Here is a 13,531-nt window from a genome sequence, read left to right as displayed (position 1 = left end):
TATCAGGCGTTCGGGTCTCGGCCCATCAGTCCGAGCAGCCTGTCCTGCAAGGGCGCGTCTTCGGGCACCTTCACCTCCGGACCGAAGACGACGATGCCGGGTCCGAAGGCGCCGGGGATCCTCATCTGATCGGGGATCGCCTGCGCCGCCGGCCACATCCGGGCGACCTCCTCCGGATCGATCGTGTCGTCCTGCCCGGTGGCCCGGGCCAGATCCCAGCCGTGGACCACCATGTCGGCACTGACGACTTGGTCGATGTGCTGTTCGGCGGTCATCTTCCCCGCCGGCGTCTCGTGCTCCGTGGCCGCGAGCACAGGGTCGGCGAGGACGGCTTCGACATCGGCCCGAGCCGCCCGGAAGGCGCCCAGCGGGTCATCCAGAAGCGATGGCGCCGGCCCGAGGGCACGTCCGAAGGGACGCAGCATCGCGCCGTGCATGTCGACGATGTGCCCGACGACATCCCTGGCGTTCCACTCTTCGCACGGTGACTTGTTCTCCCACTGCCCGGCCTCGACGGCGGCGACCTTGCTCTCGAAGGCGTCGGCCCGAACGCGATAACGGTCCGCGATGGCGTTCATCGTGTTCACGCCCTCGCCGGAGCGGCCACGACCTCGGCCAGTTTGTCGAAGCCCTCACCCATGCCTCGCTCCATCCCCGATTCGAGCACGGCGTCCCGGATCCGCTCCGAGCCGTACCGCACCACCTGGGTCAGCGTGGTGACCCCATCGTGTTCGACCAACGTCAGAGTCGCCAGGGCCTGACCTTCCGACGCCTCGCAGTCCTCGTTCGTCTCGAGGGAGACGAGCCTTCCCGGACGGTCGATCTCCTGGTAGACGCCCTGCAGCAGCATCTCCATCCCGCCGCCGTGGCGCAGCCGGTAGCGCCATCTGCCGCCGACCCGCAGGTCGATCTCGCATTCGACGACCTCACAGTCGCGTGGACCGAACCAACGGCGTACCAGCTCGGGTTTCGTCCACGCGTCGAACACCAACGTCCTCGGCGCGTCGAAGGACCTCGTCATGACGATCTCGAAATCGCCGGATTTCGTCACGCTGAGAGTTCGTCCCATCGTGCTGTTCCTTTCCTCTCGTGCGGTGGTCAATCGGTCTTGTCCCGCCGCTCCGGGTGCTGCATCTCCCCTTCCAAGACGAGATCCAGCTCCGAGAAGGCCTCGTCCCAGTAGCGGCGATAACCACCGAGCCATTCGTTCGCGTTCTTCAGCGGCTGGGCCACCAGCCGACAGGGGCGACGCTGAGCGTCGCGCCCCCTTGCCACCAGCCCCGCCCGCTCCAGCACCTTCAGATGCTTGGAGATGGCGGGCTGGCTCATCGCGAACGGTTCGGCCAGTTCCGTCACCGTGGCCTCACCGCGCGCGAGCCGCGCGAGGATCGCGCGGCGGGTGGGGTCGGCGAGCGCCGCGAAGGTGACATCGAGCAGATCCTGTGCCACGGTCGCCCGCCTTTCCGTTCTCACGAGTTCGAGTTCTCACGATCGTTTCCTCGGCACCTGCCGCGAAGATGGATAACCTTGCGGTTCCATAACCATGTGGTAATCTACGGCGGAGCAGATCGAGTTGTCAAGCACGAACACCGACTTGACGAGGGAGAACGCGAGAGAGGAAGGAGGCAGGACCGAGCCCGGCCCGACGCGATCGAGCACCAAAGGACACGCGAGCGCGTACGAACGGGCAGCTGGGGATACCGTCGACACCGGCATGGACGACGAACGAAACGAGCTGATGAACTCCGGGCGACCGAAGACGATGAAGCGATGGACGGCCGTCATCCTGGGAGCAGCGACTGTTCTACTCACCAGCGTGCAGTGCGGTACGGCGAACGACGAGGCCGGATCGGCACAGCCGGCGGGGACGGTATCTCCGCCACGCGGCAGCGTGGCTTCGAGCCCGCCCAGCTCCGACCGGCCCACGCCCTCGCCGTCACCGAGGACGGAGCAGGCGCCCGTTCCAGGCTGCGAAGCCGTCATCGCCGGGATGAGCCCAAGGCAGCGGCTGGCCCAGCTTGTGGTGGTCGGCGTGAACGCCGGTGACCCGCAGGCGGCGGTGAAGCTGGTGCGCGATCAGCAAGTCGGCGGGATCTTTCTCGGCGGCAACGAGACGGCCCTGCTGCGCAACCGCGCGCTGGACGAGGTCCAACGCGCCGCGAAGGTACCGGTATCGGTGGCGATCGACGAGGAAGGCGGTCGTGTTCAGCGGATCGATGACCTCGACGGCAACATGCCCAGCGCCCGGAAGATGGCCTCGACCCTGACGCCGGCGCAGGTGCGAGCGAAGGCCGCCGAGCGAGGACGGCAGATGCGGGCCCGTGGCGTCACCGTCGACTACGCGCCCGACGCCGACATCACCGACCAGCCGGACCGCGACATCGTCGGCGATCGATCGTTCGGCGCGGATCCGGAAGTCGCGCGCAAGTATGTCCTGGCGTTCGCGCAAGGCCTGCGGGACGCCGGGGTGCAGCCGGTGCTGAAGCACTTCCCCGGGCACGGGCACGCCTCCGGGGATTCCCACAAGGGACTGGTGCGGACGCCGCCGCTGGCCTCGCTGCGGAAGGTCGATCTGGTGCCGTACCGCGACATCGGCGAGTACGGCGAGGTCGGCGTCATGGTCGGGCATCTGGACGTGCCCGATCTGACCGGCGGCACACCGTCGACCCTGTCGGCGCCGGCGTACCGGCTGCTGCGGAAGGACTACGCGTTCGACGGCCCGGTGATCACGGACGATCTCGGAGCGATGAAGGCGATCACGTCGCAGTACCCGCTGCAGACTGCTGTACTCAAGGCCTTGCAGGCGGGCGCGGATCAGGCGTTGTGGTCCTCCGGCGGCAACGTCGGCATAGTGCTGACAACGTTGGAGCAAGCGCTTGCGTCCGGCGATCTCCCGGCCGCCCGAGTCGATGAGGCGTTGACCCGGGTGCTCATGGCGAAACGTGCCTGCGGCTGACCGGCCGCAGGCCCCTGGCGAGCGGAGCAGGCCACGTCGCCCGGCAGGGTGACGTGAAGAGCGGTCCGAAAACTCAATGAACACAATGCTGACCAGGCCCGCGACAGGAGTGACCCTGATCACCGCCCTGCCGCCCGATCAAGGAGGATCGCGTGCCTGGTCCCACGAAGCACCTGCGTCGTCTCGCGCTGACGGCCGCCGTCGCTGCCGGACTGAGCCTGCTCGCCGCCCCGACGGCATCGGCCGCGCCGTCGCCGATCGACCATCCGGTGCGGACGACCGGCTGTCAGCGTCCGTCCCCGGTTCCCGCCGGGACGACGACGCTGCGGACTTTGACGTCCGGAGGTCTGGTCCGCGAGTACACGGTGCACGTTCCGGCGCAGTACCGGCCTTCGCGGCCGTACCCGCTGGTGTTGTCGTTCCACGGCCACAAACGGACGTCGAAATATCAGGAGGAGCTGTCCGGGTTTTCCGCGTATGACGCGATTTCCGTCTACCCGCAAGGACTTCCGGGTACCGACGGCGAGTCGGCATGGACTGGCGCGCCGTATTCGGCGGCCGCCGACGACGTGCTCTTCACCAGCGATCTGCTGAACACGCTCCAGCGTGAACTGTGCGTCGACTCCCGCCGGATCTACGCGACGGGCAAGTCGAACGGCGGCGGGTTCGTCGGCGTCCTCGCTTGCCGGATGCCGGGCCGGATCGCGGCTTTCGCCCCGGTCGCCGGCGCGTTCTACCCGCAAGGCGGCGAGTGCCATCCGTCGCGTCCCGCTCCGATTCTCGATTTCCACGGCACGGCCGACGCGACGATCCCCTACACCGGGAATCCCGCCAAGGGTCTGCCGACACTGCCGGACTGGCTCGCCGCGTGGGCGGACCGGAACAGCTGCTTCCCGCGTCCGGTCCAGTACTCGCCGAAGACCGACGTCACCGTGCAGCGGTGGCTCGGTTGCTCTCTCCAGCACTACCGGGTCGAAGGCGCTGGGCACGTCTGGCCGAGCACAACACCGAACAACGACTCCGCCACGCCGACCGTCATCGACGCGACTCCGGTCATCTGGAAGTTCATGCTCGCCCACCAACTGCGTTAAGAACTCGTCGATTTCCTTGCTGGACCCGTACGCCCGGCGCTACCGTCGAACCGACCGATGACCAGATAAACGAATCCGGTCATAAAGTCAGAGACTGGGAGCGCACGTGGCAGAACGTCCGGACCGCACCGCCGGCCGCGCCGATCGCATCCTCGACGCGGCCGGCGTCCTGCTGTCGCGGCTGGGCTATCGCAAGGTGACCATCGAGGACATCGCGAGTCAGGCGGGCATCGGGAAGGGCACGATCTACCTGCACTGGCCCACCAAGGAGAACCTCTTCCAAGCGTTGCTCCTGCGTGAATCCCTCCGTGCCGCCGAGAATCTCCTCGATCGGCTGGCCGAAGATCCGGCGGAAGTCGTCCCGCATCGGTTCCAGCGGGCCGCTTACCTGTTCACCCAGCGAAACCCGCTGCTCGGCGCGCTCCTCACCGGCAACACCGAACTGCTGGGCCGGTTGAAGAAACATCCTTTGCAGGATCAGGACGCGGTCGTGACCGAGCGGTACCTGAAAACGATGACCGACCGGGGTCTGCTTCGCGACGACATCCCGAACCTGCTCTTTTCCCTGCGCGCCTCTGCGCTGGGGTTCTACCTGATGGACAGCTTCACCACTGACAGCGCCGACCTCGCACCCGAAGAGAAGGCCGACGCTCTCGCGCACATCATCCGGACGGCGTTCGAGCCGCCGGAGCCACCGGCCACGGCGAATCTGGCCGCCACCGCGGCCGAAGTGATCCTGGCGTTCCAGGATCTGACCTCGTCCTATCGCGCCTGGATCTACCGGAAGGACGGCCCTGAGGAGCCCGCTTGATCCGAGCTCCTCCACCACGAGAAGAAGGGGGCAAGCCATGACCACGATCGCCGAAACCTGGGGCGTCCATGAAGGCCAGTTCTGGCTTCGGGGTGAGTTCCCGGCCGAACCGGTCCGTTTCGACCCCGAGACGGGCATGTGGAACGTCTACGGCCACGCCGAGGCGTTGAAGACCCTGAGTGATCCCAAGGTGTTCTCCTCCGACACCACCCGGCTGATCCCCGAGGAGATCGCACCGGACAAGGACCTGTTCGTCGACGGCAACCTGCTCGTGATGGACCCGCCGGATCACAAGAAGCTGCGCACGCTGGTGAGCCACGCCTTCACACCGAAGGTCGTCGCGGATCTCGAACCCCGGATCGCCACGTTGACGAACGAACTCCTCGACGCCGTCGACGGCGCGGACTCGATGGAACTGGTGACCCACCTGGCCTATCCGCTGCCGGTGATCGTCATCGCCGAACTTCTCGGCATCCCGGCGAGCGATCGCGACCTGTTCAAGGAATGGGTCGACACGTTGCTGCGGAACAGTCAGCAGCGGTCACTGATCCAGCAGACCGAGGAGGACAAGAAGGCCTCCGAGGAAACGGTCGGGCAGTTGAAGAACCTGGTGAACTACCTCGCCGAGCACGTCGATGACCGACGGCGGAACCCGCGCGAGGACCTGCTGACCAAACTCGTCGAGGCCGAGGTCGACGGTGCGAAACTCACGCAGAACGAAGTCGTCAACTTCGCGAACGTGCTGCTGCTCGCCGGGCACATCACCACCACGATGCTGCTCGGAAACACGGTGCTGTGCCTGGATTCCCATCCGGACGAGTACCGGCGTGTCCGCGAGGACCGTGCGCTGCTGCCCGCCACCATCGAGGAATCATTGCGTTTCCTCAGCCCGTTCGCACTCGTCGCCCGCGCCACGACGACCGAAGTCGAACTGGGCGGCCAGACGGTCCCGGCGGACAGCATGCTCGGTATCTGGGTCGCGGCGGCGAACCGCGATCCGCGCACGTTCAAGGATCCGGGCACCTTCGATCCGGCGAGGGCGCACAACCCGCATTTGGCCTTCGGCCGCGGGATCCATTTCTGCATCGGCGCCCCGCTCGCCAGGCTGGAAGGCAAGACGGCGCTCAACATCCTGCTGGACCGCTTCCCGGACCTGCGCACCGATCCGGCGGTTCCGCCGTCGTTCATCCCCAGCCCGAACATGACCGGGGTGAACAAGCTCCAACTGCTGCTGAAGCCCTAGCGGTCAGCGAACCGGGAGGCGAGCGGGACCACCACTCGCGGGACCCGCTTCCCGGGCGTGTACCGCAGTTCGGTGATGTTGCCGTTCGGCACGAGGTAGGTGTCGGCGAACGCGCGGAATCCGCGCATGGCCTCGCTGTCCGGGGTGGTGACCCCGGTCAGCAGCGACCACATGACCGCACGGATGAAGAGCCCGTGTGTGAAGACGGCGATCGGCCCGGGTTCCCGTTCTCCCAGCCGCGCCAGGAATTCCTGGGTGCGGGTGAAGAGGGCAGCGAAGGATTCCGCGCCGTTCACCGCGTGGTGCGGATCGGCACGCGACCAGTAGGCCTCCGTGTACGGCTTACGGGTGGCGGTGGTGGTGACCTGTCCATGAAGTTCGCCGAGAAAGGTGAACTCCTGGACAGGCCACTCCTCGCGCTCCGCGCCGGGGAATCGCTCGATCGTCGGCTCGGCGGTCTGTCGCGCCCGTAAGAACGGCGATGTCACGATCAAACGAGGCGGTTCGGCCAGCGAGTCCGCGATTTCGAAGGCTTGCCGCCTGCCGAGTTCGGTCAGCGCCGAGGCACCCGGCTCCCCACCGGGCAGCCCCGCGTTGGACTCGCTCTCCCCATGTCTGATCAGCCAGACCCGTGCCACGATCGCCTCCTAGACCCCGTGTGCCATCGACGATCGCACCGAGCGGAGTTGATCGCGACTTCCAGGATGCCTGATCACCGGGAGGTGCGAGATTTTTCAGCGGCCGAACTGTCCCGGCGAGCGGCCCTCGCCCGCGGGACCGCGGTACGCCTGCGCGATGTCCAGCCACTGGTCCGCCAGCGCCCCTTCGGCGCGGACGTCGAGGTCGTCGCGGTGACGGCGCCGCGTGACCAGGAGACAGAAGTCCTCCGCGCTCCCGGTGACCCGCTGCCGCGAGTCCTCGGGTCCGAACGTCCACAATTGCCCGGACGGCGAGGTGATCTCGAACCGGAACTCCTGCTCCGGCGGGGTCAGGCCCCGTGCCTCGTAGCCGAAGTCCCGCACCCGGACGGCGAAGCCGACGAGGTACGCGAGCCGGTCCGTCCGCTCTGGCCGCACCCCCAGCGCGTCCGCGACGTCCTGACCGTGGGCGAACAGTTCCATCATCCCGGCGCAGGCGAGGATGGCCGGCGGCAGCGGGTTGACGAGCCAGGGGACGACCTGGTCCGCCGGGACCGCGGCGAGCGCCTTGATGCCGGTGTCTCGTTCGCTGCGCCAACGGCTCAGCAGGACCTCGTTGGGGTCCCCGAGGTAGTCGTCGAGGGCCGCGTTGACGGCGGCGTCGAAACCGCGCGCCATCGAGGACTTCGCGAGTTCCGCGAACTTCTGCGGCTCGGCCGCGGACAACCCGGCGATCTTGAAGATGAAGGAGAGATGCGCGATCTGGTGTTTGACCGTCCAGCCCGCCGCGGGCGTGGGCAGATCCCATCCCGCGTCGTCCAGGCCGGCCACCAGGGCGTCGACCTGTTCGCCCTCCGTGGTGAGGTCCCTGATCACGTACCGGAAGTCAGTCACCGTGCCGTCCTCTCGCCGTTTCCACCCTTTCGAATGATGCGGACGCGCCGGGCCGTCGTCTTCTCTTCGTGAGCCCAGTCGAACTCCGGACTTGATTCCGGAGCCGGGTCCAAGTTCTACCCTCGCACCATGCGAACCGAAGCGACGAAGGCGCTGACGGCGTTGACCATGTCGCAGGTGACCTCCCGCGCCGGAGTGCGGCCGGACACCGTGCGCTACTACGAGCGCATCGGCCTTCTGCCCACGCCTGCGCGGACGACCGGGGCACACCGGCGCTACGACGAGGGCGTCATCGACAGGCTGCGGTTCATCCGCGGCACCCAGCGGCTCGGGCTGACGCTGACGGAGATCGGTGACCTGCTGAGCGTGCGCGACACCGGGGCGTGCCCGTGCGAACCCGCCGAGACCATGCTGGAACGCCATCTCGCCGAGATCGAAGCGGAGATGGCACGCCTCGGCGAACTGCGCGCCGAACTCACTTCCATGCTGTCCGGGATGTCCGGCGAGAAATGCGCGGATCCGCTTCCCGGCGCCTGGTGCCCGCCCGACCACGAACTCGAGGGGGGAGGTGAACGACCATGCTGAACGACGACTGGTGCGACTGCGACTGCTGCGGCACTGGCTGCTGCTGACCCGCTTCGGCGGGACCGGCCGGGCTTGACGTCACCCGGCCGGCCATCCGAGGTCAGTCCCGCGGCAGGAGCACCGTCTTCCCGATCCGGTCCTTGCAGACTTCGGCCGAATACGCCATCAGCCCGCCCGCCTGCGCGTCACGGAACAGCCGCTGGATCGGCGAAGTGCGCAGAAACCCCGAACCACCGCCCGCTTTCAACGCCAGCTGGGCGACGTCGCGGGCGATGTCGTTCGCGAGCACCTTCGCCATCATGGTCGCGGGCAGGAACTCCGCCGAGTTCTGATCCGCCAGCCACGCCATGTGACGGGAATACATACGCGCGGCTTCGAGGCGGGTGTGGACGTCCGCGGCTTCGAACTGCAGCCATTGCATTTCGGCGAGCGGCTGCCCGGTCACGGGGATGACGCGGCTTCGCGCGTGCGCGACCAGAGCGTCCTCCGCCGCGTCGGCGATCCCCAGTGACAAGAAGGCGAGGCCTGCCCCGATGTGGTTCGGGCGCCGCTCGGTCGAGGGCGGGCACCTGCGGTCCTCCCGCAGGACGGTCCCTTCGAAGGAGACTAGCTGGCTCCGGCTGGCGCGCAGCCCCATCGTGTCCCAGATGGGCACGAAGGTCATCGTGTCGTCCGGCGCCACGCCGAAGAAGGTGGGCACATCGCCGACGAGCGCGTTGACCAGGAAATGGTCGGCGACCTCGCAGCCGGAAACGAACCGCTTGGCGCCGGTGAGCCGGTACCCGCCGTCGACGGGCTCGGCGGTCTGTTGCGGCATCAGGAACATGTTGCCGCTGCTCGGTTCCGACAGCGCGTTGGCGAACCGCTTGCCGCCGATGAGTTCCTCGGCATAGAAGCGGCCCACATCGGAAACGGACAATCGGGCCAGCCCGACGGCGGCACCGATGTGCATCACCCATACACAGGCGGTGGAGGAACAGGCGGCGCTGAGGATACGGACGATCTCGCCGTAGGTCCGATAGCTGAGATCCTCGCCGCCGAACTCCGCAGGCAGCATCGCCCTATCGAGCCCGGTCGCGTGCAAGGCGCGAAGGTGGGCGATGGGCAGCTCGGCCGATTCGTCGAACTCGGCGGCGCTCGCCGCGAAGTCCTTCGCCAGTTCGGTGACGATGTCGATCCAGTGACGCTCGTGGGTGGGCGGGGCGAACGGATGGACGGGCTCGGTCATGACCGCATCATGCCGGAATCGCGAAGGCCTCCCCGCCACCCCGAGAATGGCGAAGGAGGCCTTTCACGGTCCGACCGTCACACTCCGGTGCAGGCGGCCATGGCGAATTCGCCGGAAGCGGTCTTGGTCGAAACCACCGCGCCGTCGACGGTGATCTTGCAGGTGACGGATCCACCGGTCTCGCCCGTGGTCACCGTGAGCGTCCCGCCCTTGTAGACGCCCTTGTTCTCGACTTCCTTGTTCCACGGCAGCGCCGGAACCGTTTCGGTGACGGGGTTGAGCACCTCGCCGTAGATGACCTCCACGTTCGTGGCGTCGCCAGTGACCTCGTAGGACACCTTCGCGGTGCGGTTGATTTCGTTGTTGACCTCGTTGACCGCCGCGTTGAACACGAAGATCCACACCACGCAGACCACGAGCCCGAGTGCGGACAAGGCGATACCGGTGATGGAGAGCCCCTTGTTGGAGGCCTTCCCGTTCTTGACGCGGATCAGCCCGATGATCGAGAAGATCAGGCCGAGGATCACCAGCGGCCACGCGATGACGCCGACGAACGGGATCGGGGAGAAGACCAGCCCCACCAGGCCGAGGACGAAGCCCGTGACGCCGATGCCGTTGCGGGGTGGCATCGGGCTGGCTGGGGCTTGCGGGGCCGGCGTGTAGGGGGTTTGCTGGGTCACGGGGTTTTCCTTTCCAAAGGGATGAACGAGGCGGCATACAACCAGTGATCGCGAGGCGGCCGCGTCGTCCTCGGCGCGCGAACCCGTTACGACGAAAGTCTTGATTCGCGCTTCCGGAAGGATCGGTTCCGCTGATGCGGTTGGCCTGGCAGGTTTGCGTACGCTCAGCGCATGGCAAGGCGTGTGCTCGGTGTGGTGCTCACCGTGGTGGCGGTCGCGGCGTGCGTGATCAGCAGCATTTTCGTCTTCAGTGCCCAGGGTTATCTTCCGGCGACGCAATCGTTCGACCCGACGTGGTGGTCCGCGCTCGGATTCTTCACCGGGATCGCGGCGGCTGTCATGCTCTGCTGGCGGCACAAATGGCCGGAACTCGTTCTCGGTATCACCTTGGTTCCGCCGCTTTGCTTCCGGTCCGACGCGCTGGCGGCGTTGGTCGCCCTCGCCGCCTTGGCCGCGCGCCGCCGCGACCGTTTCATATGGATCGGGTCCGTACTGGTCTACATCGCCACGGCGTGGGCTTTGTTCGGCGACGCCAACCGCCACCCCGACGTGACCGTCGCGGGGCAGATCGTCGGCAAGCAGTTCTCCGCGGTGCAGGTGATGGGGACACTGACGGTGGCCGTCGTGATGACGGCCGTGCCGCTCACCGTCGGGGTCGTCCGCGGGATGCAGGGCACGATCGCGATCCGTGAGGCCAAAGAAGAAGAACTCCGCGCCGAAATGACCCGCCGCGCGGAACGCACCCGGATCGCGCGCGAGATGCACGACGTCCTCGGCCACCGGCTTTCCTTGCTGTCCCTGCAAGCCGGCGCGCTCGAGGTCAGCAAAGGACCAGTGACGACGGAAGCGGCGAAGACCGTCCGCACGACAGCGCGCCAGTCGCTCGAAGATCTGAGGCAGGTCATCGGGGTCCTTCGCGATGGCCAAGGTTTCGGCGAAGCCGGCGAGAACGGAACCCCTCCGGAACCACCCCAGCCGACACTGGCGGACATCCCCGAACTGGTCGCCAACGCGCGCCGGGCCGGATTGGGGGTCAACGTGACGATCCTGCTCGACGACGCGGGCGGCGCGCCGGCGTTGCTCGGGACGACCGCGTATCGGATCGTCCAGGAATCGTTGACCAACGTCCTGAAACACGCCCCGGGTGCGACGGCCGAGGTTTCGGTTCGCGGAGGACCCGGGAACGGGCTCACCGTCGAGGTCGTCAATGCGCTGCCCACGACGGCCGCGGCGGGAAAGCCACCGGGCGCGGGCGCCGGGCTGACCGGGATCGGCGAACGCGTCACGCTGATCGGCGGGAACGTCAGCACCGGCCCCACCGAAGAGCGCACATTCGCCGTCCGGGCTTGGCTACCGTGGGGACACCACTAACCTGTCCGGGTGAACCAGCGCCCACTGCGAGTGCTGCTCGTCGACGACGACCCGCTCGTGCGAACCGGTTTGTCGATGATCCTGTCCAGCACGGGCGACATCCAGGTCGTCGCGGAAGCGGGTGACGGGGACGAGGCCGTGCCGAAGGTGACCATGCACGCGCCCGACGTCGTGCTGATGGACATCAGGATGCGACGGATGAACGGCCTCACCGCGACCGCCGCCGTCACCGCGCTGCCCAACCCGCCGAAGGTCCTCGTGCTGACCACTTACGATCTCGACGAGTACGTCTTCGACGCGCTCGGCGCCGGCGCCAGCGGGTTCCTGCTGAAAGAGGGTTCGCCGCAGGAGATCATCGACGCGGTGCGCGTGGTCGCGGCGGGTGAGGCGATGTTGTCGCCGCGGACGACGCGGAAACTCATCGGGCACTTCGTCGCGACCAGGACGAGCCCTCGTCGTCATCGGGCGCGAGCCGGGCTGAGTACCCTCACCGAACGCGAGCGGGAGATCGTCACCGCTGTCGCGCAGGGCGGGACCAACGCCGAAATCGGCGCGGAACTGCACCTGAGCGAAGCGACGGTGAAGACTCACATCACCCGGATCTTCGCGAAACTCGACGCGACCAACCGGGTCCAGCTGACGATCTTCGCCTACGAAGCCGGGCTTGTCGCTCCCTGACGATCCGTCGCGAGCAACCCGGCGACGACGGTCGCCCAGAGGACCACGGCGCCACCGAAGCCCGGCACGAGCTGCCAGGCCGCCGCCCAGCCCGCGATCGCGAGCACGGCGGCCAGCACGGCGACGGCGCACAGCAACGCGCTCAACACAAGGAAACGCCGCGAGCCGAACAACTTCGCGAACGGCAGAAAGTGCAAGCCGACCACGAAGAGCACCCATGCGGGCACGGCTTCGGGAACTCCTATGACCGCCGACAGCACCCGTGCCCCAGCGAAGATCCCCACCAGCATGAGCAACACGGCGATCCCGTACCGCTTGCCGAACGGGCTTTCCTCCCGGCCACCGCCTGCGGGCAGCCCGGCACCGCGGCGGGCGGTCACTATGAGCCAGCCTGCCAATCCCAGCACCGCGGCGACACCTACTACGACCAGCGGCGTCGATCCGCCGGAAACGGAGGAAGCGCCGAAGAACCACCACCCGGCACCGAATCCCACGCCGATCGCGGAACTGATCAGCAACGTGATCAGATGCCCCTTGGTGAACTGTGCGTCCGTCATCGCTCTCGGATCTCCTCCTCCCCCCGGCGGCAGAGTACCCGGGGGTTACGCAAGGCCGGCGAGAACGGCGGCCGCCTCCTTGTTGAAGCGGTCCTGCAGCGCGCGAGGCACCGACCAGTCCTCGGTAAGCCTGAGGTAAGTGCGCGGGATCCTGCCCATGTGGCGACGTCGGCACGTTCGGTTCCGGCGTCGAGGCTCTCGTCCGGCTCAAGAGCGTTGAGGTAGGCGAAGAAGTCCTGCTCGGTGCCGTCTTCGAGCATCGCGGTCTTCAACACGGGATCGGCGGTGCGCCAGATCATCCGGAGCGCGCCGAGCACCGCGGGATCGGCGACGACGATCAGCTCGGCCATCGATCACCCAGAACCTCTACATGGGCAAAACGACGGTCTTCCGGGCCAACGCGATCGCCCTGGAAGGCAGGTGAGATGACGACGGTCCGGCCAATTCCGGGGGTGAACCGGGGCCGGCGGGGACCAGCAAGGCCAGGCGGAGCCCTGACCTGAATGAATGGTGCCCCGGACGGGGATCGAACCCGCACTGGGTCGATTTTAAGTCGACTGCCTCTGCCAGTTGGGCTACCGGGGCACCGACAGCCTAGGCGATGACCTTCAGCGCGCCGCGTCAGTACGCCGATATTCGAGCCGGCGGAGGCCGATCCGGCCGGAACTGGACCTCTTCCATCAGGGCCCAAGGGAACGCCACGCCGGCCACGGTCGTCACGGCCACGAGGGCGAACGCCACACCGGACCAGCCGTGAGGTTCTGCGGGCCGAGAATGATGGTGGACGTCGCGGACAGCA

16 protein-coding genes and 1 tRNA gene are annotated in these 13,531 nt (G+C 67.3%); 7 read left to right on the top strand and 10 right to left on the bottom strand.

The features are described from left to right. Positions 1-2 precede the first annotated feature (2 nt). The 3 genes from H074_RS04570 to H074_RS04560 are packed head-to-tail and all read right to left on the bottom strand — an operon-like array spanning position 3 to position 1,449. Positions 3-578, bottom strand: coding sequence for a TIGR03086 family metal-binding protein (locus H074_RS04570; RefSeq protein ID WP_039921549.1), 576 nt, complete (start codon positions 576-578; stop codon positions 3-5). Between the two features lie 5 nt (positions 579-583). After that, the gene (locus tag H074_RS04565; RefSeq protein ID WP_007028844.1) at positions 584-1,069 is read right to left on the bottom strand and encodes an SRPBCC family protein; all 486 of its coding nucleotides are present in this window, start codon (positions 1,067-1,069) and stop codon (positions 584-586) included. 29 nt (positions 1,070-1,098) lie between these two features. Continuing rightward, entirely contained in the window at positions 1,099-1,449 is a 351-nt protein-coding gene (locus H074_RS04560) for an ArsR/SmtB family transcription factor (RefSeq protein ID WP_039921452.1), read from the bottom strand. Positions 1,450-1,714: 265 nt separating this feature from the next. On the opposite strand from H074_RS04560, the gene H074_RS04555 reads away from it, so the two are divergent. The 4 genes from H074_RS04555 (at position 1,715) to H074_RS04540 (ending at position 6,101) form a co-directional block, all read left to right on the top strand. After that, positions 1,715-2,956 (top strand): glycoside hydrolase family 3 N-terminal domain-containing protein, encoded by a 1,242-nt coding sequence (locus tag H074_RS04555; protein WP_039921451.1) that lies wholly within the window; start codon positions 1,715-1,717, stop codon positions 2,954-2,956. 152 nt (positions 2,957-3,108) lie between these two features. Then, positions 3,109-4,047 (top strand): CE1 family esterase, encoded by a 939-nt coding sequence (locus H074_RS04550; protein WP_007028841.1) that lies wholly within the window; start codon positions 3,109-3,111, stop codon positions 4,045-4,047. A gap of 106 nt (positions 4,048-4,153) precedes the next feature. Next, entirely contained in the window at positions 4,154-4,858 is a 705-nt protein-coding gene (locus tag H074_RS04545; RefSeq protein WP_007028840.1) for a TetR/AcrR family transcriptional regulator, read from the top strand. Positions 4,859-4,895: 37 nt separating this feature from the next. Beyond that, positions 4,896-6,101 carry a cytochrome P450 gene (locus tag H074_RS04540; RefSeq protein ID WP_007028839.1) on the top strand — a complete coding sequence of 402 codons (1,206 nt, stop codon included), beginning with the start codon at positions 4,896-4,898 and terminating at the stop codon, positions 6,099-6,101. Here H074_RS04540 and H074_RS04535 read toward each other — a convergent pair. Together H074_RS04535 and H074_RS04530 are read right to left on the bottom strand one after the other, a co-directional pair. Continuing rightward, complete coding sequence (locus H074_RS04535) at positions 6,098-6,739, bottom strand: histidine phosphatase family protein (RefSeq protein WP_007028838.1); 642 nt, start codon at positions 6,737-6,739, stop codon at positions 6,098-6,100. The genes H074_RS04540 and H074_RS04535 overlap by 4 nt on opposite strands. Positions 6,740-6,835: 96 nt before the next feature. Continuing rightward, positions 6,836-7,633: a TIGR03084 family metal-binding protein gene (locus H074_RS04530; RefSeq protein WP_007028837.1), complete on the bottom strand. Its 798-nt coding sequence runs from the start codon at positions 7,631-7,633 to the stop codon at positions 6,836-6,838. 129 nt (positions 7,634-7,762) lie between these two features. Between H074_RS04530 and H074_RS04525 the strand changes: the two genes are divergently transcribed. After that, positions 7,763-8,218, top strand: coding sequence for a MerR family DNA-binding protein (locus H074_RS04525; protein ID WP_007028836.1), 456 nt, complete (start codon positions 7,763-7,765; stop codon positions 8,216-8,218). A 100-nt stretch (positions 8,219-8,318) separates the two neighbouring features. Here the strand turns inward: H074_RS04525 and H074_RS04520 are convergent, their stop codons facing one another. Both H074_RS04520 and H074_RS04515 read right to left on the bottom strand, forming a co-directional pair. Beyond that, complete coding sequence (locus H074_RS04520; RefSeq protein ID WP_007028835.1) at positions 8,319-9,446, bottom strand: acyl-CoA dehydrogenase family protein; 1,128 nt, start codon at positions 9,444-9,446, stop codon at positions 8,319-8,321. Positions 9,447-9,523: 77 nt separating this feature from the next. Beyond that, positions 9,524-10,075: a DUF4190 domain-containing protein gene (locus tag H074_RS04515; protein WP_007028834.1), complete on the bottom strand. Its 552-nt coding sequence runs from the start codon at positions 10,073-10,075 to the stop codon at positions 9,524-9,526. Positions 10,076-10,297: 222 nt separating this feature from the next. On the opposite strand from H074_RS04515, the gene H074_RS04510 reads away from it, so the two are divergent. After that, positions 10,298-11,497 (top strand): sensor histidine kinase, encoded by a 1,200-nt coding sequence (locus tag H074_RS04510; protein WP_200865749.1) that lies wholly within the window; start codon positions 10,298-10,300, stop codon positions 11,495-11,497. Positions 11,498-11,527: 30 nt separating this feature from the next. Then, positions 11,528-12,175, top strand: coding sequence for a response regulator transcription factor (locus H074_RS04505; protein WP_007028832.1), 648 nt, complete (start codon positions 11,528-11,530; stop codon positions 12,173-12,175). Here the strand turns inward: H074_RS04505 and H074_RS04500 are convergent. The 3 genes from H074_RS04500 to H074_RS04490 all read right to left on the bottom strand — a co-directional run bounded on the left by H074_RS04500 (position 12,148) and on the right by H074_RS04490 (position 13,317). Continuing rightward, the gene (locus tag H074_RS04500) at positions 12,148-12,732 is read right to left on the bottom strand and encodes a hypothetical protein (RefSeq protein WP_007028831.1); all 585 of its coding nucleotides are present in this window, start codon (positions 12,730-12,732) and stop codon (positions 12,148-12,150) included. The two genes, H074_RS04505 and H074_RS04500, sit on opposite strands and share 28 nt — an antisense overlap. After that, positions 12,729-13,082 (bottom strand): hypothetical protein, encoded by a 354-nt coding sequence (locus tag H074_RS04495; protein WP_007028830.1) that lies wholly within the window; start codon positions 13,080-13,082, stop codon positions 12,729-12,731. Before H074_RS04495 ends, H074_RS04500 begins: the two co-directional genes overlap by 4 nt. Before the next feature lie 158 nt (positions 13,083-13,240). Next, positions 13,241-13,317: transfer RNA gene (locus H074_RS04490), tRNA-Leu, on the bottom strand. Between the last annotated feature and the right edge of the window lie 214 nt (positions 13,318-13,531).

Origin of the sequence: Amycolatopsis decaplanina DSM 44594, from assembly GCF_000342005.1 — a bacterium.
Taxonomy (GTDB): Bacteria; Actinomycetota; Actinomycetes; order Mycobacteriales; family Pseudonocardiaceae; genus Amycolatopsis; species Amycolatopsis decaplanina.
Note: the sequence above shows the minus strand (reverse complement) of the source record. Positions and strands in the feature narration are given on the sequence as shown.

Bases quoted from the DNA above. Each gene is read 5' to 3' on its own strand.
- H074_RS04510 (WP_200865749.1), top strand. From the start codon at position 10,298: ATGGCAAGGCGTGTGCTCGGTGTGGTGCTCACCGTGGTGGCGGTCGCG.
- H074_RS04525 (WP_007028836.1), top strand. From the start codon at position 7,763: ATGCGAACCGAAGCGACGAAGGCGCTGACGGCGTTGACCATGTCGCAG.
- H074_RS04500 (WP_007028831.1), bottom strand. From the start codon at position 12,732: ATGACGGACGCACAGTTCACCAAGGGGCATCTGATCACGTTGCTGATC.
- H074_RS04515 (WP_007028834.1), bottom strand. From the start codon at position 10,075: ATGCCACCCCGCAACGGCATCGGCGTCACGGGCTTCGTCCTCGGCCTG.
- H074_RS04540 (WP_007028839.1), top strand. From the start codon at position 4,896: ATGACCACGATCGCCGAAACCTGGGGCGTCCATGAAGGCCAGTTCTGG.
- H074_RS04495 (WP_007028830.1), bottom strand. From the start codon at position 13,082: ATGGCCGAGCTGATCGTCGTCGCCGATCCCGCGGTGCTCGGCGCGCTC.
- H074_RS04570 (WP_039921549.1), bottom strand. From the start codon at position 578: ATGAACGCCATCGCGGACCGTTATCGCGTTCGGGCCGACGCCTTCGAG.
- H074_RS04520 (WP_007028835.1), bottom strand. From the start codon at position 9,446: ATGACCGAGCCCGTCCATCCGTTCGCCCCGCCCACCCACGAGCGTCAC.
- H074_RS04565 (WP_007028844.1), bottom strand. From the start codon at position 1,069: ATGGGACGAACTCTCAGCGTGACGAAATCCGGCGATTTCGAGATCGTC.
- H074_RS04555 (WP_039921451.1), top strand. From the start codon at position 1,715: ATGGACGACGAACGAAACGAGCTGATGAACTCCGGGCGACCGAAGACG.